The sequence below is a fragment of the Sphingomonas sp. S-NIH.Pt3_0716 genome, from assembly GCF_003950715.1.
GTDB classification, from domain to species: domain Bacteria; phylum Pseudomonadota; class Alphaproteobacteria; order Sphingomonadales; family Sphingomonadaceae; genus Sphingobium; species Sphingobium yanoikuyae_A.
This window is the reverse complement of sequence record NZ_QLJK01000019.1, coordinates 49,516-73,816: the sequence shown is the minus strand read 5'-3', so window position 1 is coordinate 73,816 and position 24,301 is coordinate 49,516. Positions and strand designations below refer to the sequence as shown.

Annotated in this window: 21 protein-coding genes; 10 read left to right on the top strand and 11 right to left on the bottom strand. The window is 64.3% G+C overall.

The window, feature by feature from the left end:
• Positions 1 to 99: 99 nt before the first annotated feature.
• From BRX37_RS16115 to BRX37_RS16100, 4 genes are all read left to right on the top strand, one after another.
• Positions 100 to 2,973, top strand: a complete 2,874-nt coding sequence (locus BRX37_RS16115) for a TonB-dependent receptor (RefSeq protein WP_125988186.1) — start codon at positions 100 to 102, stop codon at positions 2,971 to 2,973.
• Positions 2,974 to 3,162: 189 nt separating this feature from the next.
• Positions 3,163 to 5,445, top strand: coding sequence for a TonB-dependent receptor (locus BRX37_RS16110; RefSeq protein ID WP_125988184.1), 2,283 nt, complete (start codon positions 3,163 to 3,165; stop codon positions 5,443 to 5,445).
• Positions 5,439 to 6,005, top strand: a complete 567-nt coding sequence (locus BRX37_RS16105; protein ID WP_017502002.1) for a hypothetical protein — start codon at positions 5,439 to 5,441, stop codon at positions 6,003 to 6,005. Before BRX37_RS16110 ends, BRX37_RS16105 begins: the two co-directional genes overlap by 7 nt.
• A complete protein-coding gene (locus BRX37_RS16100; RefSeq protein ID WP_125988182.1) occupies positions 6,002 to 7,495 on the top strand; it encodes a PepSY-associated TM helix domain-containing protein in 1,494 nt (497 codons plus the stop codon). Before BRX37_RS16105 ends, BRX37_RS16100 begins: the two co-directional genes overlap by 4 nt.
• Before the next feature lie 365 nt (positions 7,496 to 7,860).
• Here the strand turns inward: BRX37_RS16100 and BRX37_RS16095 are convergent, their stop codons facing one another.
• From BRX37_RS16095 to BRX37_RS16055, 9 genes are all read right to left on the bottom strand, one after another.
• On the bottom strand, positions 7,861 to 9,465 hold the full coding sequence (locus BRX37_RS16095; RefSeq protein WP_125988180.1) for a family 43 glycosylhydrolase: 1,605 nt from the start codon (positions 9,463 to 9,465) through the stop codon (positions 7,861 to 7,863).
• A gap of 53 nt (positions 9,466 to 9,518) precedes the next feature.
• A complete protein-coding gene (gene gloA2, locus BRX37_RS16090) occupies positions 9,519 to 9,911 on the bottom strand; it encodes an SMU1112c/YaeR family gloxylase I-like metalloprotein (protein ID WP_125988178.1) in 393 nt (130 codons plus the stop codon).
• 39 nt (positions 9,912 to 9,950) lie between these two features.
• Complete coding sequence (mprF, locus tag BRX37_RS16085) at positions 9,951 to 12,494, bottom strand: bifunctional lysylphosphatidylglycerol flippase/synthetase MprF (RefSeq protein WP_125988176.1); 2,544 nt, start codon at positions 12,492 to 12,494, stop codon at positions 9,951 to 9,953.
• Between the two features lie 6 nt (positions 12,495 to 12,500).
• A complete protein-coding gene (locus BRX37_RS16080) occupies positions 12,501 to 12,911 on the bottom strand; it encodes a DUF2147 domain-containing protein (RefSeq protein ID WP_125988174.1) in 411 nt (136 codons plus the stop codon).
• 3 nt (positions 12,912 to 12,914) lie between these two features.
• The gene (locus BRX37_RS16075) at positions 12,915 to 13,652 is read right to left on the bottom strand and encodes an AcvB/VirJ family lysyl-phosphatidylglycerol hydrolase (RefSeq protein WP_125988172.1); all 738 of its coding nucleotides are present in this window, start codon (positions 13,650 to 13,652) and stop codon (positions 12,915 to 12,917) included.
• Positions 13,653 to 13,876: 224 nt separating this feature from the next.
• Entirely contained in the window at positions 13,877 to 14,635 is a 759-nt protein-coding gene (locus BRX37_RS16070) for a TIGR02186 family protein (RefSeq protein WP_125988170.1), read from the bottom strand.
• Complete coding sequence (locus tag BRX37_RS16065; protein WP_004207740.1) at positions 14,632 to 15,546, bottom strand: sulfite exporter TauE/SafE family protein; 915 nt, start codon at positions 15,544 to 15,546, stop codon at positions 14,632 to 14,634. Before BRX37_RS16065 ends, BRX37_RS16070 begins: the two co-directional genes overlap by 4 nt.
• Positions 15,547 to 15,603: 57 nt before the next feature.
• Positions 15,604 to 16,614 carry a hypothetical protein gene (locus BRX37_RS16060; RefSeq protein WP_318276715.1) on the bottom strand — a complete coding sequence of 337 codons (1,011 nt, stop codon included), beginning with the start codon at positions 16,612 to 16,614 and terminating at the stop codon, positions 15,604 to 15,606.
• Positions 16,615 to 16,640: 26 nt separating this feature from the next.
• Entirely contained in the window at positions 16,641 to 18,026 is a 1,386-nt protein-coding gene (locus tag BRX37_RS16055; protein WP_125988229.1) for a glycosyl transferase family protein, read from the bottom strand.
• 195 nt (positions 18,027 to 18,221) lie between these two features.
• On the opposite strand from BRX37_RS16055, the gene nhaA reads away from it, so the two are divergent.
• The gene (gene nhaA / locus BRX37_RS16050; protein WP_125988168.1) at positions 18,222 to 19,436 is read left to right on the top strand and encodes a Na+/H+ antiporter NhaA; all 1,215 of its coding nucleotides are present in this window, start codon (positions 18,222 to 18,224) and stop codon (positions 19,434 to 19,436) included.
• A 113-nt stretch (positions 19,437 to 19,549) separates the two neighbouring features.
• Complete coding sequence (locus BRX37_RS16045) at positions 19,550 to 19,732, top strand: hypothetical protein (protein ID WP_010336659.1); 183 nt, start codon at positions 19,550 to 19,552, stop codon at positions 19,730 to 19,732.
• A gap of 24 nt (positions 19,733 to 19,756) precedes the next feature.
• On the opposite strand, the gene BRX37_RS16040 is transcribed toward BRX37_RS16045, so the two are convergent.
• Entirely contained in the window at positions 19,757 to 20,155 is a 399-nt protein-coding gene (locus BRX37_RS16040) for a low affinity iron permease family protein (protein ID WP_017502013.1), read from the bottom strand.
• A gap of 66 nt (positions 20,156 to 20,221) precedes the next feature.
• Here BRX37_RS16040 and BRX37_RS16035 point away from each other — a divergent pair, with 66 nt between their 5' ends.
• The 4 genes from BRX37_RS16035 to BRX37_RS16020 all read left to right on the top strand — a co-directional run bounded on the left by BRX37_RS16035 (position 20,222) and on the right by BRX37_RS16020 (position 23,686).
• The gene (locus tag BRX37_RS16035) at positions 20,222 to 20,548 is read left to right on the top strand and encodes a hypothetical protein (RefSeq protein ID WP_125988166.1); all 327 of its coding nucleotides are present in this window, start codon (positions 20,222 to 20,224) and stop codon (positions 20,546 to 20,548) included.
• 147 nt (positions 20,549 to 20,695) lie between these two features.
• Positions 20,696 to 21,895 carry an ADP-forming succinate--CoA ligase subunit beta gene (sucC, locus tag BRX37_RS16030; RefSeq protein WP_097384050.1) on the top strand — a complete coding sequence of 400 codons (1,200 nt, stop codon included), beginning with the start codon at positions 20,696 to 20,698 and terminating at the stop codon, positions 21,893 to 21,895.
• Between the two features lie 112 nt (positions 21,896 to 22,007).
• On the top strand, positions 22,008 to 22,757 hold the full coding sequence (locus BRX37_RS16025) for an electron transfer flavoprotein subunit beta/FixA family protein (RefSeq protein WP_125988164.1): 750 nt from the start codon (positions 22,008 to 22,010) through the stop codon (positions 22,755 to 22,757).
• On the top strand, positions 22,754 to 23,686 hold the full coding sequence (locus BRX37_RS16020; RefSeq protein ID WP_037512249.1) for an electron transfer flavoprotein subunit alpha/FixB family protein: 933 nt from the start codon (positions 22,754 to 22,756) through the stop codon (positions 23,684 to 23,686). Before BRX37_RS16025 ends, BRX37_RS16020 begins: the two co-directional genes overlap by 4 nt.
• Before the next feature lie 115 nt (positions 23,687 to 23,801).
• Here the strand turns inward: BRX37_RS16020 and BRX37_RS16015 are convergent, their stop codons facing one another.
• Positions 23,802 to 24,185: a glycine zipper 2TM domain-containing protein gene (locus BRX37_RS16015; protein WP_004207729.1), complete on the bottom strand. Its 384-nt coding sequence runs from the start codon at positions 24,183 to 24,185 to the stop codon at positions 23,802 to 23,804.
• Between the last annotated feature and the right edge of the window lie 116 nt (positions 24,186 to 24,301).

Here is a 24,301-nt window from a genome sequence, read left to right as displayed (position 1 = left end):
CGCAGTCGGGTCACAAGTTTCTGACACCGGTGTCTTCAAGGGGACAACATCGGGCCGCACCCCCAAAGAGGCGTGGCGGAAATATGGAGGGATGTTTCTATGATTGCGTTCGTACAGGCTTCGTCCGCCCGGAAATGGCTGTCCGCAGCCTCGACCCTGGCATGCGCCATCGCCTGCGTTTCCGCCGCTCAGGCTCAAGCCCAGTCCGTGCAGGGCGATGCCGCGGTTGCGCCGGATCAGGGGCAGGCGGATGCCGCAGCCCAGGAATCCGACATCATCGTCACCGGTTTCCGCCAGTCGCTGGGCGCGGCGATCAACCTCAAGCGCCAGTCGGTCAGCTCGGTCGACGCGATCGTGGCGGAGGATATCGCCAAGTTCCCCGACCAGAATCTCGCCGAATCCCTGCAGCGCATCCCCGGCATCTCGATCCAGCGTGACGGCGGCGAAGGGCGCGCGATCACCGTGCGCGGCCTGGGCGCGCAGTTCACCCGCGTGCGCGTCAACGGGCTGGAAACGGTCGCCACCTCGACCGATGGTGCCAGCTCGAACCGCGATCGCTCCTTCGATTTCAACGTCTTCGCGTCCGAGCTGTTCAGTTCGCTGGTCGTTCACAAGACCGCCGAAGCCTCGCTGGACGAAGGCTCGCTCGGCGCCGTGGTCGATCTCAACACCGGCAATCCGCTCGGTGGCAAGGAAGGGCTGACCCTCGTCGGGTCGGCGACCGCCTCCTATAATGACTTGGCGAAGAATTGGGGACCGCGCCTGGCCGGCATCGCGTCCTGGAAATCGGCCGACGGCCGCTTCGGCGTCGCCCTGTCGGCGGCCTATTCGACGCTCGATACCAAGGAACTGGGCAATAACAGCGTGCGCTGGGCCCAGGCCCGCTTCGACAATGTCGATGGCACGGCTTGCTTCACCCAGCCCAATTCGGGCGGCACCTATCGCGCCAGCGCAGCCTGCGATCAGGCAGCCCTGTCTTTCCACCCCCGCATCCCGCGCTATGGCGAGGTGCGTCATGATCGCGAGCGGCTGGGCCTGACCGGATCGATCCAGTTCGCTCCGACCGACGCGACCAAGATCTCGATCGATGGCCTCTATTCGCGCTTCAAGGAAACCCGCGAGGAGAAGTGGGGCGAGGTGCTGCTGCGCTCCAACGAGCGGTCGATCAATGTCGTCAATCCGGTCTATGACGATAATGGCAACATGATCTCGGCCACGCTCAACGATGCCTGGGTCCGCACCGAACATTATCTGCGAAAGTCGAGCACCGAATTCTATCAGGTCGGCGGCACCTGGGACCAGGATGTGACGGACAAGTTCCGCTTCACCCTGCTGGGCGGCCTGTCCAAGTCCAACGCCGACATTCCGGTCGAAACCACGGTGGTCTTCGACGATCGCGATGCCCAGGGCTATAGCTATGACTATAGCGACATGAAGCATCCCAAGCTGACCTTCGGCACCAGCGTGACCGATCCGGCCAATTTCCAGCTCGCCGAAATCCGCGACCGTCCGTCCAACACCACCAACCGGTTCAAGACTGCGCAGTTGCGCACCGAATGGGACGCGGCCGAGGGGCTGACCGTGAAGGTCGGTTCGATGTGGCGCCGGTTCGACTTCAAGACCGTCGGCTATCAGCGCGATACCGCGGTCTGCGGCAATGGCGGCAAGGATCTGGTGCTGGGCACCATCACCTGTTCGCCGACCAGCCTGTTCGGCCCGAGCGCCGTCTATGGCTTCCAGGCGACGCCGGAATTGAGCGAACTCTTCACCCTGGGCAAGGCGGGCCAGCCGTCGGGCACCACCACCCAGTGGCTGATCCCCAATCTGGACACGGCGACCGCTTACACCAAGCTCTATGACCGCGCGCTGGCGCTCGACGTCGGCAACAACCGGTCGGTGCGCGAGGAAGTGACCGGCGGCTATTTCCAGTTCGATGCCAAGGGCGACCTGTTCGGCCTCGAATATGCGCTGAACGCGGGCATGCGCTATGCCAAGACCGATCAGCGCTCGACCGGCCTCAATGGCGGCATCCCGGTGACGATCAAGCGCAGCTATGAGGATTGGCTGCCGGCCGCCAACCTGGCCCTGTTCCCGACCGACAAGCTGGTCATTCGCGCGGCGGTGGCCGATGTGATGACCCGCCCGACGCTAGGCAGCCTGACGCCGGGCGGCTCGGCCGACGGCTTCCAATATCGTGTCAGCTACGGCAACCCCTATCTCAACCCCTATCGCGCGACCGCCTATGACCTCGCCGTCGAATGGTATTTCGCGCCCCAGTCGCTCTTCTCGGTCGCCCTGTTCAAGAAGGATGTGCAGAGCTTCCCGGTCGCCGCGACCATTTCCAACGCGACCTTCGCGGAAACCGGCCTGCCGGCTTCGGTGCTGGTCAGTTCCTCGCCCGCCGCGCTCAATCCCGCGCTGCAGGCCGAACCGATCTGGACCATCGCGACCACGGTCAACGGCACCGGTGCCTCGCTCAAGGGGGCGGAAATCGCGCTGCAACTGCCCTTCACCTTCCTACCGGGCATCTTCAAGCATTTCGGCATCCTGGCCAACGCGACCTTCATCGACTCCAACGCCACCTATAATGTGTCGGGGCCGGCGGTCGTGCCGGGTGGCGGCCTGGTCAATGTCGCGCGGGAGAACACGTTGTTCGGCGTGTCGAAGCGGGCCTATAACGGCACCCTCTATTATGACGACAACCGCTTCAGCGCGCGCGTCTCGGCCAGCTATCGCGGGCCTTATAGCGACCAGAACAGCGGCACCGGCAACGTCTTCGAAGGCTATAATTCGACCGTCAACGTCGACGCCTCGGTCCGTTACAAGGCGACCGACTGGCTGGAATTCACTCTCGACGGCATCAACCTGACCGATGAATATCGCGGCCGCTACACCGACCTCGATGCCAATCGCAACTATGAGTACAACCATTTCGGCCGCACCTTCCAGTTCGGCGCGCGCGTGAAGATGTAGCCTGTTCTTTCGGGTCGCGCCGTCACGGGCCAGCCGCCTTCTGCACGAGGTGGCTGGCCCTTTTTCTTGGGTCCGCAGTGGGGTAGGCATGGTGCCGGGCAGACGACAGCAATAGTCCATTCATACAATGACATTGACTCGCGTTAGCGTTCTCAAATATGGCGCCGCCAAGAATATTTGGGGGATTATATGGTGCGGTCGTCTTTCTTCTTTTCCGGGGCGGCGATCGTCGCGCTGGCAAGCCCAGCCATGGCGCAACAGGCGCCGGATGCCGATATGGACCAGGCCCGCGTCGACATCATCGTCACCGGCGAAAAGAGCGCCCGCACCCTGCAGCAGACGCCGACCAGCATCGCGGTCGTGACGCCCGAAAAGATCGAGCGCGAGGCGCTGATCACCATCCAGGACGTCTATAACCGCACGGCCAACCTGTCCGAAACCTACGGCTCGTCCGGCTTCACCATCCGCGGCATCAGCAACAGCGGCGTCGGCGCGGGCGGGCAGGCAGACGCCGCCAGCGTCTATGTCGATGGCGCACCGGTGCCCAAATGGGCGCTCTATGGCGGCCCGACCGACCTGTGGGATGTGCAGCAGGTGGAAGTGCTGCGTGGCCCGCAATCGACCATTCAGGGCCTCAATGCGCTGGCCGGCGGCATCGTCATCACCAGCAAGGATCCCTCGCTGACCCGCTGGGGCGGCGACGCGCGCGTGCTGTGGAGCGAATATGATGATCGCACCTTCTCCGCCGCGATCGGCGGACCGATCATCAAGGATGAACTGGGCATCCGCCTGTCGGCCGAGCGCCGCAACGATCGTGGCCTCATCTACAATGTCACCCGCGACGAATATAGCGATGCGCTGGAGTCGCTCAATCTGCGCGGCAAGATCAAATGGACGCCGCAGGCGATTCCGGGGCTGGAGGCGGTCGCCAGCTATAATCGCGTCCGGCGCGACGGCGGCTATCTCTACGAATATGCCCGCACCGACGTGCCCAATTATTTCAACCATCGCGTCGCCACCGGCGACCAGCCCAGCCGGGGCAAGATCGACAGCGACCTTGCCGTCTTCAACATCAGCTATCCGCTGGCCCATGGGCTGAAACTGTCGAGCGTCACCTCCTGGAACCGCTCGCGCGTTCATTCGGTGATCGATACCGATGGCACGCCGCAGGATATCCAGGCGATCGACAATCGCTATAATTACCGCACCCTGACCCAGGAAATGCGCCTCAACTATGATGGCGAACGGCTGAGCGGCCTGCTCGGCGCCTGGTATTATCGCCGCACCGGCAGCATCGACCAGAATAGCCGGGTGAACATCGATACGCCGACCGCCACCATCGCCGCCCTGCTGCGCGCCAATGGCGCGACCGCGGCGCAGGCGACCTTCCTCAGCAATGCCTATGCGGCACAACTGCCGGTCATTCCGGTCGCCTATTCGGCCGATCAGCCCGAAAAGGTGGAGACGATGGCGCTGTTCGGCGACGCCCGTTTCAAGCTGACCGACCGCCTGACCCTGATCGGCGGCTTCCGCTACGATCATGAGCGCAACCGCTATGCTGCGCAAACCGTGGCGACCTTCAACGGCACGCTGCCCGATGCCAATTTCCTCGGCGCGGCCTATGCCCCGATCATTTCGCTGATCAACCAGGGCGTTCTGGGGCTGGTTGACGATGCTTCCTCGCCGCTGGCGTCCAACAGCCGCAGCTTCAACGCCTTCCTGCCCAAGGCCGGGATCAGCATGGACTGGACGCCGGACCTCACCACCGCCTTCACCGTCCAGCGCGCCTATCGCTCGGGCGGCTCCAGCCAGAACCCGGCCCGCGCCCTGCTGGTCGCCTATGATCCGGAATATAGCTGGAATTATGAAGGCTCGCTGCGCTCCAAATGGCTGGACGGGCGCCTGACGCTCAATGCCAATGCCTTCTACATGACTTGGAAGGACCAGCAGGTCACCGCCTATTTCGGCCAGAATGCCTATGATTATAACACGGTGAACGCCGCCGGATCGCATCTTTACGGGTTCGAGGTGGAGGCGAATGCCACTATCGCGCGCGGCATCGATCTCTATGGCTCGGTCGGCCATGTCCGCACCAAATTCACCGACTTCGTCCTGCCCGCCGGGGCGACCAGCACGGTTGATCTTACCGACACCCAATTCCCCTATGCGCCGCGCTGGACCCTGTCGGGCGGCGTCAATGCGCAGTTCGGGCCGGGCTTCGTCGCCAATCTCAACGCCAATTACCGTTCGTCGGTCTTCACCGGCGTCGGTCAGGATCAGGGCCAGTACAAGGTCGGCGGCCGCACGGTCGTGAATGGCAAGATCGGTTATGAGACCGATCATTGGTCGCTGTTCGTCTTCGCCCGCAACATCCTCAACGAGGATTATATGCAGTACCAATATGCCGCGATTCATCAGGCGATCCTGGGCGAACCCCAGACCGTCGGCGTCGGCGCGAGCGTCCATTGGTGATCGCGCTCGCCAGCCTGCTGCTCATCGCGGGCGGCGCCCTGGGCGCTGCCCTGTTGCGCCGCTCCTGGGTGCGGCGGGACCGCTCCGTGCTTGGCCTGCTGCTGGCGGGATGGGCCATATTGATCGGCCTGCTGGTCGCTGCCTTCCTGCTGATCGGGCCGGTCAAGGGGCTGGCCTTGGGACTGGCGATGGAGGGGATCGGCGCGCTCGCCATCATCTGGTTCGGCCGGGTCCGGCGCAAGGCTGCGCGGGTGCGCGATGGCGATGTCGCGCCCGAGCCGCTGGAGGAGCCCGGCCGCTTCTGGCGCGGGGTGCTCCGCGCCTTGCTCGCCGGGCCGCTCGGCATGACGGCGGCGATGGGTGTCGCCTTTTGCGTCACCGTCTATCTGCCCGGTGATCCGCGCACCCGGATCGTGCTTGGCGGCCTGTTGCTGCCTATCCTGTGGGGGCTGGCCATGACCTGGACCCTGGCGGACCGTCGCCTGCTCCGCGCCACCGCCGTGCTGGTCGGCACCAGCATCATCGGCTTCGGCCTCGCCGCCTTGGGAGGGGCCGCATGAACGACCAGAGCGTCCAGACCAACAGCCGGGCGAAGAAATGGCGCTGGCCCTTGTCGCCCGAAACGGTGCGATCGGTGCTCAGCAGCCATTCGGTGCTGGGCCTCGCCTTTGCCGCGATCATCTATATCGTCTGCCTGACCGGCACGGTCGCCGTGTTCGCGCCCGATCTGGAACGGTGGGAAGTGCCGGCGACGCCGGTGGTGACCAGCCTGTCGGATGCCTCGGCCGCCCGCGCCATCGCCGAAGCGGCCAGACGCGCGCCGGCCGACACCACCCTCTATCTGTCGCTGCCCACTGCGAAACAGGATGGCGCCAGCCTCACGGCCTTCAGCGCGACCTATGAACATAAATGGGCCGTGGCGGCCGATGGTGCGCTGTCCGATCTCGAAGCGGTCTGGACCGAATTCCTGATCCACCTCCATATCAACCTGCATCTGCCGCGCAGTTGGGGGCAGTTCATCGTCGGCCTGACCGGCGTGGCGCTGCTCTCCTCTTTGGTGTCGGGCATATTGGCGCATCCGCGCGTCCTGCGCGATGCCTTCCACCTGCGCCTGGGCGGTTCGCGCCGCCTGCAGGAGGCGGATCTGCACAATCGCCTCGGTATCTGGGCCTTGCCCTTTCACTTCACCCTGGCGCTGACCGGCGCGCTGCTGGGCCTCAGCACCATCATCGTCGCTATGCTGGCGATGCTGCTCTATCGCGGCGACATGGGGAAGGTCTATGAACTCTTCCTCGATCCGCCGCCCAAGGTTGATGCGCGCGCCGTGCCCATTCCCGATATCGCCCGGTTGATCGCCGATGCCCGCGCCCGCGCGCCGGCGGCCGTAGCGGACAATATCATGGTCGAACGGCCCGGCCGCGCCGATATGCGCATCTCGATCCACAGCGGCCGGCCGCACTTGCTGACCCAGCAGGACGAGGTGCAATATGATGCGCGCGGGCAACTGCTCCATCAGGAACAGCCGCAGGATCTGGTCGCCGGCACCCGAATGCTGAGCGGCATCGGCCAGCTGCATTTCGGCTGGTTCGGCGGGCTGCCCGTGCGGATCGCCTATGGCCTGCTCGGCATTGCGCTCTGCATCGTTACCTCCAGCGGCGTGACCATCTGGCTGGCCCGGCGCCGCGATCGCGGCCGGCCCGCGCCGCAATGGGAACGGATCTGGGCTGCGATCTGCTGGGGCCAGCCGGTCATCCTCGTCCTCACCGCCGTTCTGGCCTTCGCCCTGCCGCAAGCGCCGCTGCCGCTGGTCTGGCTGGGCCTCACTATCCTGTCGGTGCTGGCCGCCGGCATGGCCAAGGCGCTGCCCGGTCCGCGCCTGTCGCGCGGTCTGCAATGGGCGCTGGTCGCGGGCCTGCTGGCGGTCGCGCTGCTTCACGGCGCCCCACTGCTGGCAGGCGGGCAGGGGCTGCTGATCGACCTGCTGCTGCTGATCGGCGGCATCGGCCTATTGCTCGCGCTGCTGCGCAGCCGCGCTCCGGCAAAGGTCTAGGGCAGAAACTTGCCATTCCCCTCCCGTAAACGAAAGGGGCAGCGAGACTTGCGCGCGCAGCGCGCCAGTCGCAGCGGGGTGGGCTTTCGCGACGCCCGCCTCGGCTTTCCTACTCGCCCCTTCTCTGCTCTATCCTTGGGCATGCAAGCGCCGCCCCATCTCCTTGCCAGACCATCCTCCTGTCGCGCAGCTGTCGCTTCACTGTCGCCTCGCCGTCGCATCGAAGGTGCGCGGGCGTGACCCGTTTCTCACGCCGCTGTCGCGTCACAGGCGCGTCGCAGGCGCTTTAGCGGCGCATTGGCCCGAAATAGCCCGCACGACACTGTGAACTTCGACTGTCGCGTCCCGTGTCGGCCCCAATCGGCCTAGAGTGCGCGAAAACGGAAGTCGGTGAAGCGCGCTTCACCCGCACCGGCGGAATAGAGGCCGGGGCGCAGCATCAGGAAGCCGCCGCGCACATTATGGTGATAGCCCGACACTTCCATCCCCCGGTCGAAGCGTTTCCAGCTCCTGCCGTCGTCACCGCTGACGTGAAAGCGGATGATATGCCGGTCGTTGGTGACGCGCATCCGCATCCGGCGGCCATGGGGATTGGCGGGGCGGCCGCGTTCGATGCCATATTGATGGGTGACGAACCGCTCCTGGTCGAAGCCAAGCCCGCAATAAAGCTGCTCGTCATAGAAGAGCAGCAGTCCGGCGACGCCACCCGGCGCGATCTCGATCATGCATTCGAACTGATAGGCCTGATCGCCCGCCACCAGCAGCAGCGGCGACGAACTGGAGGGGGCGGTGCCGCTGGCCTTCAGGACCAGCGATCCGCCCTCGACCCGCGCCCGCTGCGCCTCCTGCGGCGAAGGCTTGAAGAAATTCCATCGCGATCCCAGGCGCAACACACTGAAATCATCCGACAGTGGCTGGCCATGCGGCCCGGCCTGGCCGCCCCTGGGCTTGGCGATCGGTTGCGACAGGTCGCCGCCGGTCATGCGGAACCAGCCGTCCGCGGTCCATTCGACTGGGTCGAGCAAAGTCTGCCGCCCCAGCGTCCAATAGCCATTTTCATAGCCATGATAGACCGACCACCAGCTGCCATCCGGTCCCTCGACCAAGGTGGCATGGCCGCGCGACCACCATTTTTCGGCGCGATCGACGGTGCGCACGATCGGGTTGGCCGGGCAATTTTCCCACGGGCCATGGATCGACCGCGACCGGGCGGCGATCACCATATGGCCGGTCGGCGGCCCGGCGGTGCCGCCCACGGCGGTCACCAGATAGAACCAGTCTTTATGGCGCAAAATCTTGGGGCCTTCGGGCGAGAAACCCTCGACATCCCAGTCGTCGGGATAGTGCCAGGGGTCATAGACATGTTCGGGCTGGCCGACGGTCGCCAGGCCATCGTCGGTCAGGCGCACCCGGTCGCCGCCCGACAGGAACAGCCAGCGCGACCCATCCTCGCCCACCGCATGGCCCGGATCGATATGGTTGGGCAGATTGAGGTCGATCGGATCGCTCCACGGCCCCTCGATCCGGTCGGCCCAGATCACATAGCTGGTGTTGGGAGATGCCTTGACCGGGATGTAGAGATAATAGCGGCCCTTATGCTTGCACAGTTCAGGCGCCCAGACCGATCCGATATTCTTGTGCAGCGCCGGGCCGACCGGTCGCCAGTTCACCAGATCGCGCGAATGCCAGATGATGAGGCCGGGATAGGAATCGAAGGTCGAGAAGGTCATGTAATAATCCGCGCCATCCTTCAGGATGGTGGGATCGGGATGGTCGCCCGCGATCAGCGGATTGAGGAAGCGGCCATCGCCCAGGTCGGCGATGCGCTGATTGTCGAAGCCGCGGCGCCAGTCAAGCGCGGGGGCAGGCGTGACCGGTGGAGCAGGGGGCGCCGCCCGCGCCTCGCTCAAACTACCTGCCAGCGCCGCCGAAGCCGTCGCCAGCAATGCGTCCCGTCGGCTGACTGCCATGACCCTCTCCCGATTATTGATACCGGTTACCTAAGGGGCATGACCTGATGCTGTCAAATGGCGCGGACCCGATCTTCGTAAAGCTCCAGCGGCAATCCGTCGGGGTCGGCGAAGAAGGTGAAGCGCCGGTCGGTATATTCGTCCACCCGCACCGGCTCGCACGCCACGCCATGGCTTTCGAGCCGGGCAACCTCCGCATCCAGGTCGCTGACGGCAAAGGCAAGGTGGCGCAGGCCACAGGCTTCCGGGCGCGAGGGGCGCGGCGGCGGATTGGGGAAGGAGAAAAGCTCGATCTGCGCGTCGCCGACGGCCAGATCGCATTTCCAGCTGTCGCGTTCGGCGCGATAGACCTCGTTCAGCACGGGAAAGCCGAGAATGTCGACATAGAAATGGCGGGACCGGGCATAGTCGGACCCGATGATGGCGATATGATGGATGGCGTGCATCGCCCAGCGCTATCGCGGGATGCATCCACCGCGCAATGGCTATCCGGCGATCAGTGCCTGAAGATCGAGCAGCGCCCGGCCGAAGGACAGGCCCTGCGGCCCGGCGACGAAGCGGGGTTCCCATTCCGGCCCGAACTTGTCCTTGTAGGCGCGCAGCCCTTCAAAACCGTAGAGCGCATTGGCATGCTGGTAGAGCAGCGCGCCCAGCTTCGACCAGAGCGGTGCCAGTCGGCGCGCCTCCAGCCCGGAAAGCGGGGCGAGGCCGAGGTTGAACCAGCGATAGCCCTGCGCCTTGCCCCACAGCATCAGGTGGATGAACAGAAAGTCCATCGTGCCATAGGGCGCGCCGTCATCATGGCGCATCAGGTCGACCGACAGTTCGGACCGGTCGGCCGCGGCCCAGATATTGGCGAAGGCGACGATCCTGCCCTCCTGCCGCACCACGGCGCAGTCGAACCGCGCCATATAGGCGCGATCGAAGCGGCCGACGCTGAAGCATTTTTCCTTGTGCCCCTTGGCCTGGAGCCAATGAGCGGAAATCTCGGCCAGCCGGTCCATTTCCTTGTCCAGCATGGCGGCGGGGATGATCTCGAAACTGGCACCCTCCCGCGCCGCGCGCCGCTCGGCATAGCGCAGCGGCTTGGCATCCGGGCCGTCCAGGGTGAAGCTGGCCAGGTCGACATGCGCTTCCTCGCCATATTTGACGATCTGCAACCCCAGTTCGATCGCCAGCGGCAGCACGTCCTGGCTGATCTGGTAGAGCAGCAGGCGGCCCTGCGCCGCATCGGCCTGTTCGCGCAGGCGCCAGAGCAGGTCCGCCCATTCGCTTCGGGTGCCGATCGGATCGCCCATGACGATCCAGCTATGCCCTCTGATCTGGTATATCAGGCAACAGGTGCCGCCATCCGACACCAGGAAGCCCTTGTCGCCGATATAGGCAAGATTGGCGTCGGTGCGCTCGGCCAGCGCCAGCGCAGCCTCCGGCGGGACGGCGGCATTGCTCGCCAAGACGGGAATGGTCGCGGCCGGGCGCAGCAGGCGCCAGAGCGCCACGCCAATCAGCAGGACGGCAACGGCGAGGCTGGCGCGCAGGAAGCGGGAGGCATCGGCGCGGGCGGCAAAATGCCACCAGAGGTCGTTCTGATATTCGACATGCTTGTAGGCGAAGAAGCCGATCCAGACCGACAGGCCCAGAACCACTGCGACCGTCGCCAGCCAACCGGGGGTGAAGGCGTCGGCGATGAGCTGGGTCCGGCGATAGAAGGCCGGGCGCGCCCATTGCAGCAGCGCGGCGATCAGCAGCATCGCCGCAGCTTCCTCATAATCCAGCCCCTTGAGCAGCGAGAAGATCGCGCCGGCCAGCAGCAGGATGCGGGTCAGCCAGAAGGCGCCGTCCAGCCGGCGGTAGAGGCCGGCCGAAAGGATCAGCAGCGCCGCGCCGACCAGGCTGCCGGCCATGTGGGAGGCTTCGAGGAAGGGCAAGGGCACGACGCTGTTGAGGGTGGCGACCCGGTGCGGGATGGCCGGGAGCGAGCCCGATACCAGCAGGATGGCGCCGCCCAGGAAGACAAGCGCCGCCGTCATGATCGGTGCGAGGCCAGTGGTGACGGCTTGCAGCCCGCGCAGGGTGCGGCGCAGCGGCTGCCGCCAGCGCCAGCCCTCCTGCGCAACGATGATGCCGACCGCGATCAGCAGCGGCAGGATATAATAGACCAGTCGATAGGCGAGCAGCGCGGCGACCAGTTGCGGCCGATCGACGCCCGGCAGGGCGGCGAGCATCACCAGTTCGAACACGCCGACGCCGCCGGGCACATGGGTCAGCAGCACGGCGACGATGGCGAGCGCATAGCCCAGGAAGAAGGCAGGCCAGGCGTGCAGGCCGACGCCGGGCACCAGGACGAACAGCGCAGCGCTGGCCGCAGCGAGATCGATCACGCCGATGCCGATCTGGCAGAATATGCGCGAGGCAGGCGGCAGCGGCAGGGACATGCGGCCAAAATGCAGCATCCGTCCCTGCCGGCCGGCAAAGATGATCAGGCCGATGATGGCCGTGAGGGTCAGGCTTCCGGCCACACGCAATGCTGGCGCGGACAGGCGGATATCGCCCATCGACAGCGTCTCCGGCCGCCAGACCAGCATGGCCGCCGCCAGCGTCAGGACGCCGCCCCAGAAGGTGGCGCCAGCGATCGCGACCACCCGCGCTACATCGGCAACACCCAGCCCCGCCGCGCTGTAGATGCGGTAGCGTGCCGATCCACCGGTCAGCAGCGACAGGCCCAGATTATGGCTGAGCGTATAGCTGGTGAAGGAAGCGAGCGCCGCCGTGCCATAGGGCAAGGGGCGGCCGATCGAGCGCAGCGCCAGCACGTCGTAGAAGGTGAGCGTGACATAGCTGATCGCGGTCAGCAGCAGGGCGGGGATTAGGGCTGTCGGGCCAAGTGCATGAAAGGCCGCGCGGATGTCGCGCACATGCACATCGTGCAGCAGATGGTAGAGTGCGACGAAGCCGAGCGCGGCGAGCAGCACGACCAGCCCGACCGACAAGGGCGTCTGGTAACGGCGCAAATATGTCATGGCCCCCATCCGCCGCTACCCCGTCTTGACCCGGTGCCAGAGCTGGCTGCGGCAGAAAAGCCCACCCAGAATGCAGCCGGAAATCTTCAGCTGGTCCGGCCCTTGCTGATCGATGGTGGAATAGAAGGTCCGGCCCATGTCGGGCACATAGACCCGCCCGGCCCAATGGCCCGGTCCCTTGGGGCGATAATCCTGCAACAGGGTGGTGCCGACCAGATGCGGGATGCCGGCATCGCTGGCATCGGCCAGCGCCTCGGCATTGGCGTGGCTGACCCAGCCGCACAATCTGTCCTGACAGGCGCCGGTCGTTACCGTGACGCTGCCGCGCGGATTGATCCAGGAACCCAGCACCGGATCGGCCGCCATCGCCGGAACGGCGATGATCAGGCTGATGCCGGCAAGGAACAGGCGCAGGGCGTGATGCATGGGTCAGGTCTTCCGGATCAATCCCTGCCGGGCGAAGGCCGCGTGCAGGACATGGTAGAGCGCATCGACATCATGGTGCAATGGATGCCCGCCCGGCAGCGCGACGGTCTGCACATTGGGCTGGTGCAGCAATGGGCACAGGCTGGCCGTTTCCTCCTGTCCATGGACGCAGAGCAAAGGCGCCCAGTCGAGCTTGCGCGCGGTCGGCAGGGCATTCGCCTCCGCCATGGCAAATGTGAACATCTCACCGGGCGAAGCGCGATATTCGACCGTGGCGCCTGGCACGACCAGCGCCACCATGGCGATAGCATGGCGTTGGGCAGCGGGCAGCGTGGCAAGGCCGACATGCGCCATGTCGGCGCCGAAGGACTGGCCGATCAGGATGACCGGCGCAGCGGGATCGATGCTGTGGGCCTGGGCCAGGGCTCGGCCGATCAGCGCGGTGGCTTCCGCCGGGCTGCGGGTCTTGCGGAAATAGGTCAGCGAATTGACGCCGACGGTCGGCATGCCGTCTCGCGTCAGGCGGGCCATGATGCCCGGCCCCATGCCGACCTTCATGCCCATGTCGCCCGACAGGATGATGACGATCGGCGTGCCATGGCCCGGCCGATAGCCCTGTGGGCGGGAGAGGGAAAAGGGATCGCCGCCCAGATAACCGAGCCATTGGAAGGACGCTGTCAGCAAAGCGAGGATCAGGATGGGCAGGATATATCGGATGCTCTTGCCGCTGCGCGCCATCATGCCGTCTCCTCGATAGACCCGAGCGCCCGGCACGTCGGGAGGAGACCGACGTGCCGGGCTGTGAGCGGTCGGAACAAGACCCACGCGTTCCGACCGTTCGGCCAGCTGGTCCAAGCTGGCCTGTTTCGTGCCACCCAAGGGGGAGGGGAGGTGGCACGACCGATATGGTCGATGACGGCCTGCGGTAGCGTGGCTGGAAGATGAACTTTTGGAGAGGCGGCCGATCAGATGCGGCGGGCGACTGCGCCGGCGGCCCAGCCCATGCCGACGGCCAGGGCGATGGCGGTCAGGCCATAGAGGAAAGACCAGCGTTCGGCCGCGACGGCCATGAACTGTTCGAAGCCCGATTTGCGGACATGGATGTCGCGCACGGCCGCGGCCACGACGCGGCCATCCTGCACCAGGAAGGTTTCGGCGGTATAATCGCCCACGATCACACGGGCCGAGAGCGGCAGGCGGGCGCGATAGAGCACGCCGTCGCTGATCTCCACTGTGCCGGGGCGTTCAACGAACAGGCCGTTGCGCTGGCGCAGATCGACCAGGCCAGCCTGGAATCGGTCCAGCTCCGCGCTGTCGTTGAGCGAGGAGGGGGAGAGTTGCAGCTTGTCGACGCCCAGTTCGTAAATCGCCGCCGTGCGTTCATCGACGATCTGGGCGATCGGTCGGGAGGAGGCCATGGCGTAGAAGCTGGGCGCAGAGCGAAATCGGGCGCGGTCGGCATTGACCCAGATGCCGGCCACCTTCTGCTTCTCGCGCATGGTTATCGACTGTTCGGGCCCCTTCAGCACGACGACGATGTCCGCCGGCTTGTCCGGACGCCGACCGTCGGGATAGACGATGGCGCCGAACAGCAGCAGGTCCGCGCCGGTGAAGCTGTACTGGATTTCGACCTCGCGCTGCGACACGTCGGGCACCAGTTGCGGTTCGTCCGCGGCACTCAGCAGCAGGGGCAGGGCCGGCAGGATGAGGCGGGATATCCTCATTTTACGTCGATCGTGAAGATTTCGTCAGGCCGCCAGCCCAGCCCCAGCGCCATGCGTGCGGCGACCAGCAGCACGATCGCGGCGAGCAGGATGCGCAGATATTCCGGGCGGATCGTCATCGACAGCCGGGTGCCGACCTGCGCGCCGGTGACGCTGCCGATCAGCAGCAGCATCGCCAGCACCAGATCGACCGCCTTGGTCGTCATCGCATGCATCATGGTCGTCGCCATGGTGACGAACAGGATCTGGAACAGCGATGTGCCGACCACCGACTGGGTGTTCATGCCGAGCAGATAGAGCATTGCCGGCACCAGGATGAAACCGCCACCCACGCCCAGCAACATGGTCAGGATGCCGGTCGCCATGCCCAGCAGCAGCGGCGCCAGCGGCGAGATATAGAGGCCCGAGCGATAGAAGCGCCAGCGCATCGGCAGTGCGGCGACCAGCGGATGGTGGCGGCGCTTGCGCGCCTGCATGCGCTTGCCGGTCTTGAGCGCGATAAGCGCCTGGATCGATTCCTTCGCCATCAGCGATCCGATGCCGCCCAGCATCAGCACATAGAGGATGCCGATCACGGTATCGATCTGCCCCAGCGACTGGAGCAGGCGGAAGATGAGGACGCCAAGGCCCGCGCCGACCACGCCGCCGGCGATCAGTACGCCGCCCATGCGGAAATCGACGGTGCCACGGGACATATGGGTAACGACGCCCGATACGCTGGCGCCGGTCACTTGGCTGGCGGCAGAGGCGGCCGCGACCGTGGGTGGGATGCCATAGAAGATCAGCAACGGCGTGGTGAGGAAGCCGCCACCCACGCCGAACATGCCCGACAACAGGCCGACGACGCCACCCAGTCCGATGATGACCAGGGCGTTCACCGACAGATTGGCGATGGGCAGGTATAGATCCATGCCCCATCGGGTTAGAGACAAAAGACTCCGAGCGAAAGCCGGGAGATGGCTGGCATGCTAAAAATCGGCGGCGAGTGTGACCGCCAGGCCTGAAGCCGGTTTGGCTTGACCGGCGACACGTTCACGCCATTCGATCCCGATGCGTGCGGCGATCGCTGGAAGGGGCAGACGAAACTGGATTTCGGGGCCGATATCCAGTCGTTCGACATCGGGTTGCGCACCACCAGACAGGCTGAGGCCAACGCGCAGAGGGCTGTCCTTGATCGGCGCGAGCAGCGAGAATTTTCCGTCGATGAAAAGGTCGCGCTTGCGCAGTCCTACCATGCCGGTCTGGGCATAAAGGCTGGCCTCTATCGGTCCGGCAATGGGTCTGGGGCCAAAACCACCAACGAACAGCAGCGCGAAGGCGTCGCGTGCCTGGGTATCGAGCGCGATCCGTCGTTCGGCGGCAAGGCTGACGGCAATATGGCGTATTGGCTGATAGGACAGGCCGATCGCGGTTTCGGGCGCTTCTGGCGACTGGAGGGCCGTCGTGGCCCGACCATAAGCTGCAAGGCGCCCCGAGGATCGGGGCATCAGGTCGAAGTCGATCCGTGCCCCGGCCTGCGACCCGCCAAGGCGCCCCACAGTGGCGAGGTCTGCCGAAGAACCACCGCCGGAGCGCCAGAGCAGCCAGGCGCTGCCTTGCCAGCGATCATGACCGACGAGCGATATGGTCGATACCGAAATGGCAAGCGGTTCCATGGCTTTGGGTCGGGTTAGGGGAGGTCTTTGTCTGGAGGTGCCAGAGGCCAACGACCATGCAGTCGATAGTGGCGCGATGGCATAAGCGGTCCTGACTGGCTTGAAGGGCGAACTCGCACGGATGGGTTGCCACTTGTTGCCAGAATATATTGCTGTCTCTGTTCTGTGGATGATCGGGATCATGCGCTCCTGACGGGTGGGGGAGCCGATCCGACTGCCTTTGGCCGGGGTTGGCACTGTCGCTGGTAGCGGCGCTGTCGATGCGATCGTGCCGAACAGACGCATGCCGGTCCAGCCGATGCACAGCATGAAAAAGAAGCGCACCGGCCGTCCATCGGCCGATGATCCGATCATGCCTGCTCCTCCATGTCGGGGAAGCGATGTTGCGTCTTGTCCCACACCAGCGGCTTGCCCAGCAGCGACTGGACATAGAGGATCACGGCGCGCCGGGCGGCGAGGATAGCGATCGCGTTGCCGACGAACATGCGCGGCACGGCCGCCAGTCCATGCCGCCAGCCATAGGCATGGCCGGCAAAGATTGCGCGCATCGTGATGCGCCATGCCATGAGCCAGAGATTGAGTGTCAGCAAGCTGTCGATCAGCGGCGTCGACGGGCGCACTTGCGGTGCCAGGAATGGGCGCGCCAGTTCCAATATGCTCCAGAACAGCAGCGTGACGTAGGCGGCGACGATGATCAGGGCCGCAAGGGTGGCGCGCCGGTCCCTGATCCGCATCCACCATTCGGCCGGGCCACCCTGCCAGCCCATCCGGTCCCATCCGGCAAGCGAAATGCCGATGATCCAGCGTGCCTTCTGGCGGATGGCGGCCGGGGCGCTGTCGGGAAAATATTCGCGGGTCGCGACCAGTCGGCCCTGTGCGTCACGGATGCGCAGGAAGATGCCCCGGCCGCCCATGTCGGCGATCCGCAACCCCGCTTCATAATCTTCGGTCAATGATCCCGGATCGAATGGCCCCGCACCGGGGTGCGGGGCGAGGGCGGCCAATATATTTCTTTCAAAGGCGCAGGCGACGCCGGCAGAGGGAATGGATGCGCCAAGAAATTCCCTCACTGTCAGGGACTTGCCATGGGCTTCAGCAAACTCATCACAATAATGATTGGCGATCGCACGGGAAAACCAGGTGCCGCGACCCGGTAGGGGGAGTACCGGCAATTGCACGAGCGCGAACCGGTCGATCATATGATCGAACAGCCGGATTTCATCGGGATGCACGACATCTTCTGCGTCGTGCATGACGACGGCCTTGAACCGGATGCCGCTTCGGCCTTCTTCCGCCAGCATGCTGCGCCAGTTGATGTTCAGGCAATCGGCCTTGGTAGTCGGGCCGGGGCGGTCATTCACGCACAATATGATATGCGGTTGATCGATGGCGATGGACGCAATCGCGTCGATCGTTGCGGGATCATTGGGATAGGCGCCGACGAATATGCGATAATCGGCATCGCCCCAGCAATGTACGGCATGGCGCAGCATCGCGCCGATGACGTCCGCTTCCTGCCAGGCAGGAATGAAGATGGCGATACGGCCGGGCGTCGATGAAGGTGGCAATGTCGCCATCGTCATGCGGAGGCGGCGAGGATGCCGGACCGCCCGCCAGGCTCGGCGGATCAGGAACAGAAGGTCGATCGCCAGATCATCCAGCCCGCCCAAGGCGAAGCCGATGACCGCGAACAACAATATCTCATAATGCAGCGCCTGTAGCGCGCCAAAGAGCATGTCCCCCACGATCCCGGATTTCCCCTGTCCCGATCGCCATGCGGCAGGGCGAATTTATGTCATGAGAACAGCGGTCTTCCAAGTATTTTGGAGAAAGGCTGTCAACATTGGCCGGCTGATCTGGGTTGGACCTGAGCGGAAATTTCCCTAAGGGGGAAGAATGGCAATACCGGCAAGCACTTATGGAGAAGAGACGTGACCGAACGGCCCGTGTCCGCCCTCAGGAATTTCCTGAAGGGAGAAGCAGGCAGTGGCGTCTTGCTGATGATTTCGGCCGCGATCGCAATGATCATGGCGAATCTTCCGGGTGCTGCCGGCCATGTCTATCATGACATCTTCCATATGGTGACGGGGCCGGTGCTTGCTCCCGCACTCGGTCCCATGACGATCCATTTGTGGGTCAATGACGGACTGATGGCGATCTTCTTCCTGCTCGTCGGGTTGGAGATCAAACGTGAGTTCGTCGATGGCGGCCTGTCCACCTGGGAGAGGCGGCGCCTCCCTTTCATCGCGGCGGGGGCGGGCATGATCGCGCCGGCGCTGGTCTATCTGGCCGTTACGGCTGGGGAGCCGGCCCTGGCGCGCGGCTGGGCGATCCCGGCAGCGACCGATATTGCCTTTGCGATTGGGGTTCTGGCGCTGCTGGGATCGCGGGCTCCCGCATCGATCAAGCTGTTCCTGACCGCGGTTGCGATCGTCGACGATATGGGCGCGGTCGCGATCATTGCGCTGGCCTATAGCCAAGGGCTGGATGTCATGGCTTTGGCCGGTGCCTTTACCGTCCTGTTGGTCATGTTCGGCATGAACCGCGTCGGTGTGCGGGCCTTGGCACCTTATCTCATCGGCTTCCTGCTGCTCTGGTATCTGATGCTGCTGTCGGGCGTGCATGCCACGATCGCGGGCGTGCTTGCCGCCATCACCATTCCGGTCAATCGCACGCCGGGGGCGCCGGATGCGGTGGACAGTCCGCTCCATCGTCTGGAACATCTGATCCATCCCTGGAGCGCCTATCTGATCGTGCCGCTCTTCGGCTTCGCCAATGCCGGCATCACGCTCAATGGCGAGGCGATCGGCGCTCTGCTCAGCCCCTTGCCGATCGGCGTGGCGCTGGGGCTGCTGCTTGGCAAGCAACTGGGTGTGTTCGGCAGTATCTGGCTGGCGCAGAAGCTGGGCATCGCGGCGCGGCCTTCGGGTGCGACCTGGGTGCAGATTTACGGCATGGCGTTGCTGTGCGGCATTGGCTTTACCATGAGCCTGTTCATTGGTGCGCTCGCCTTTCCGGGGCAGCCATTGCTGGTCGAGGAGGCCAAGATCGGCATCCTTGGCGGATCCTTGCTGTCCGCGCTGTGCGGTTATGCGGTCCTCCGTTGCGCGCCAACGCCGCGATCGGTCGCGCGGGGCGCGGGGTGAGGGGAATCGCGTAGCATTAACCTTCATGCTACTATCGCCCTGCCGTTGCCGCGACTCGCATCGCGTCAGCGTGCCGACCGCACTTTCGAAAAATACGGGAGGAGGGCGAACCGATGGAGACGGACGTCAACTATCTGCTGCATCGCCAGCAGATGTCGCTGATAAATGCGCAGGCAACAGCATCGCCCGAGGGGCGCGCTGCTTATGAAGGTTTGGCACGCGGTTATATCGATCAGGTTGAAGCATATCGCAGGCGGAATGAGCAGCAGGAAAGGCTGATCATTCCGGCGCATTGATCCTCCGATCGTTGCGCCATCGCGCTATCGACGGGAAATCAGGCGATCGATCACGTCCTGATGCGGGCCATCGGCACCGCATTCGCGCTCCAGTATCTTCTTGATTTTCTCCAGTTCGGCTTCGGTCAGATGTTCGATGCCGATGAAGTCGTTGCGCGCGGTCTCGATCGAACGGATCAGTTCGTCGAGCTTGGCCTGGATCGCGGCGCCGTCGCGGTTTTGGGCATTCTGGATCAGGAAGACCATCAGGAAGGTTACGATGGTCGTGCCGGTATTGATCACCAGTTGCCAAGTGTCGGAATAGTGGAAGAGCGGGCCGGTCACGCCCCAGATCAATACCACGCCGACCGCCAGGATGAAGGCGAGCGGCTGGCCAGTCCAACTGGCGATCCGTGCCGACAGGGCGGAAAATATCCGATCCATGCAAACTCCTTTGGCTGTCCTGCGCATTTAGACTCTGTTCAGCCATCTGCTGTCATGGCCATGTCCATGGCAATCATATCTTTTCGTGCAACGATCGGCGCGCTCGCCGGCTCCCTTCTGCTGGCCTCCTGCGCCAGCGTTTCCCCCGAATCACGCGTGCGCGCCGGGCTGATCGATGCTGGTCTTTCGCCGCGAATGGCGGGCTGTATGGCCGAACGCATGGTCGATCGGCTCAGCCTGGTGCAGTTGAGGCGGCTCCAGTCGATCGCCTCGCTCCACAAGTCGCACATGGGCAAGATGAGCATGGACGAACTGCTCTATAAAGTCCGTGCGCTGGAGGATCCGGAGATTTTCCTGGTGACCAGCAAGGCCGCCATTCACTGCTCCTTCTGACGCCGATTTCACAATAAAGCAGGGTCGGGCTTCGCAAGGGTTTTGCAATTTTGCAAAGTCGTTTTGCGAAATGGCTCTGGCCCTGCTTCCTCGCCTGTGCTTAACCCGCCTCAACAGTTTTCCTGTGAACAAAGGACGGGCTAGCCCATGAACATTCACGAATATCAGGCGAAGGAACTGCTCGCCAAGTATGGCGCGCCGATCGCCGCCGGTCACGCTGCCTTCACCGTCGAGGAAGCCGTCGAGGCCGCCAAGAAGCTGCCCGGGCCGCTCTATGTCGTGAAGTCGCAGATCCACGCTGGTGGCCGCGGCAAGGGCAAGTTCAAGGAACTGGCCCCCGAAGCCAAGGGCGGCGTCCGCCTGGCCTTCAACCTGGACGAGGTGAAGGCCCACGCCACCGACATGCTCGGCAACACGCTGGTCACCATCCAGACCGGCGACGCAGGCAAGCAGGTCAACCGTCTGTACATCACCGACGGCGCCGACATCGCCAAGGAATTCTATCTGGCGCTGCTGGTCGATCGCGCCACCAGCCGCATCGCGTTCGTCGTGTCGACCGAAGGCGGCATGGACATTGAAGAGGTCGCTCACTCGACCCCCGAAAAGATCCACAGCTTCTCGGTCGATCCGGCCACCGGCTTCCAGCCGCACCACGGCCGCGCCGTTGCCGCTGCCCTGGGCCTGACCGGCGACCTCGCCAAGCAGGCTTCGAAGGTTGCCGCATCGCTCTACGCCGCGTTCCTCGACACCGACGCCGAGCAGATCGAAGTCAACCCGCTGGCGCTGACCGAGCAGGGCAACCTCCTCGTCCTCGACGCCAAGGTCGGTTTCGACGGCAACGCCATGTTCCGTCACAAGGACATCGCCGAACTGCGCGACCTGACCGAGGAAGATGCTGCCGAAGTCGAAGCGTCGAAGTATGACCTCGCCTACATCAAGCTCGACGGTAACATCGGCTGCATGGTGAACGGCGCTGGCCTCGCCATGGCGACCATGGACATCATCAAGCTGAATGGCGAATTCCCCGCCAACTTCCTGGACGTGGGTGGCGGCGCCACCACCGAAAAGGTGACCGCAGCGTTCAAGATCATCCTGAAGGACCCGGCCGTTAAGGGCATTCTGGTCAACATCTTCGGCGGCATCATGAAGTGCGACATCATTGCCAATGGCATCGTCGAAGCTGCCAAGGAAGTGAACCTGTCGGTCCCGCTGGTTGTCCGCCTGGAAGGCACCAACGTCCAGCAGGGCAAGGACATTCTGGCCAATTCGGGTCTGCCGATCGTCCCCGCCGATGATCTGGGCGATGCGGCCAAGAAGATCGTGGCAGAAGTGAGGAAGGCGGCCTGAGCCCCCTAATCACCTGAGAAGATACGCCATAGGGCGTGGGTGACCTGGAAACGGGTCGCCCACGTCCGTGTTCGCGTTGGCGGGCGATGGCGTGAAAATGGAGGATGTTGAAATGAAGATCCTTGTGCCCGTGAAGCGGGTTATCGACTATAACGTAAAGCCGCGCGTGAAGGCGGATGGCACGGGCGTGGACCTGGCCAATGTCAAGATGAGCATGAACCCGTTCGACGAGATCGCCGTCGAGGAAGCCATTCGCCTGAAGGAAAAGGGCGCGGCGACCGAGGTGGTGGCGGTATCGATCGGCGTCGCCAAGGCGCAGGAAACGCTGCGCACGGCGTTGGCGATGGGCGCGGACCGCGCCATCCTGATCCAGACCGATGACGAAGTCGAACCGCTGGGCGTTGCCAAGCTGCTCGCCAAGGTTCAGGAAGAGGAAGGCGCTGGCCTGATCATCCTGGGCAAGCAGGCGATCGACGATGACAGCAACCAGACCGGCCAGATGCTCGCCGCGCTGCTGAACCTGCCGCAGGGCACCTTTGCCAGCAAGGTCGAGGTCGAGGGCGACAAGGTCAACGTCACCCGCGAAGTCGATGGCGGCCTGGAGACGGTGAAGCTCAACACCCCGGCGATCATTACCACCGACCTGCGCCTCAACGAGCCGCGCTATGCCTCGCTGCCGAACATCATGAAGGCCAAGTCCAAGCCGCTGTCGAACAAGACCCCGGCTGATTACGGCGTCGATATCGCCGCCCGTCTGGAGACGCTCAAGGTCTCTGAACCGCCCAAGCGTTCGGCCGGCATCAAGGTTGCCGATGTCGATGAACTGGTGGCCAAGCTCAAGGCTCTGGGAGTTGCAGCATGACGAAGACGCTCGTTTGGGTTGAACATGAGGGCGGCGCCGTCAAGGACGCGACCCTTTCCGCCGTGACCGCCGCAGCCAAGCTGGGCGAAGTCCATCTGCTGGTCGCTGGCCAGGGTGTCGACGGCGTTGCCGCCGAAGCCGCCAAGATTGCCGGCGTGGGCAAGGTCCATGTCGCCGACGACGCGGCCTTTGGTCATGCGCTGGCAGAGAATGTCGCGCCGCTGATCGTCGAACTGATGGGCCATCATGACGCGTTCGTCGCGCCGGCCACCAGCAACGGCAAGAATATCGCGCCGCGCGTCGCCGCCCTGCTGGACGTCATGCAGATCAGCGACATCCTGTCGGTCGAAAGCGAAGATACCTTCACCCGTCCGATCTATGCCGGCAACGCGATTGCGACGGTCAAGTCGAAGGATGCCAAGAAGGTCATCACCGTTCGCGGCACGGCCTTTGAAAAGGCGGCCAAGGAAGGCGGCAATGGCGCGGTGGAAGCCGTGGCCTCGACCGGCGACAAGGGCATTTCCTCTTTCGTCGGCGCCGAGATCGCCAAGCTGGAACGGCCCGAGCTGACCAGCGCCAAGATCATCGTGTCGGGTGGCCGCGCGCTGAAGGACGGTCCGACCTTCGAGGAATATATCATGCCGCTGGCCGACAAGCTTGGCGCGGCCGTCGGTGCCTCGCGCGCTGCGGTCGACGCGGGCTACGTCCCCAACGACTATCAGGTCGGCCAGACCGGCAAGATCGTCGCGCCGGAAGTCTATATCGCCGTCGGCATTTCCGGTGCGATCCAGCATCTGGCCGGCATGAAGGACAGCAAGACCATCGTCGCCATCAACAAGGACGAAGATGCGCCGATCTTCCAGGTGGCTGACATCGGCCTGGTCGGTGATCTGTTCAAGGTGGTGCCGGAACTGACCGGCAAGCTGTAAGCCGAATTGGCCTGAGTAGGAAAGGGCGTGGGGAGCGATCCCCACGCCCTTTTTTTGATTGCTTGTTTGCCGCATTTCCCTGGTCGTCAGATGTGACCATCTGACTTGGAAATGCTTATTCGCAGTTGATGTCGTTCTTGTCGATGGCCCGGCCGGCAAGGGCGCCGCCGGCGCCGCCCAGGATGGTGCCGAGCGTCTTGGACCCGCCGGGAGCGATGACATTGCCGAGCACGCCGCCGGCGATGGCGCCCACGATGGTGCCGGTGGTGCCGTCATCCCGCTTGCAATAATAGCGGCCGTCGCGGTCGCGGTAGATCTGGTCATTGTCGCCGAGATGGCGGCGCGGCGGGCGGCGATCCCGGTCGCGGTCACGGCCGCCGGGCGGGCGGTTGTAGCCGCCGGGGCGGTCATAGCCATAGCCGCCGCCATAATTGTCCGAGGCGCAGGCGCCGAGCGGGAGCATGGCAAGGGCGGCAAGCGCCATTATGGGGGTACGCACGGGATAGTCTCCTCTTCTTTTCCCTGTCGGGAGGAGAACCCGCAAGCGACGCGAAGGTTGCGCCAAGATACTGATCGGAAACGCGAAACCGCCCGCCGCTGCCATCGAGAGGGGAG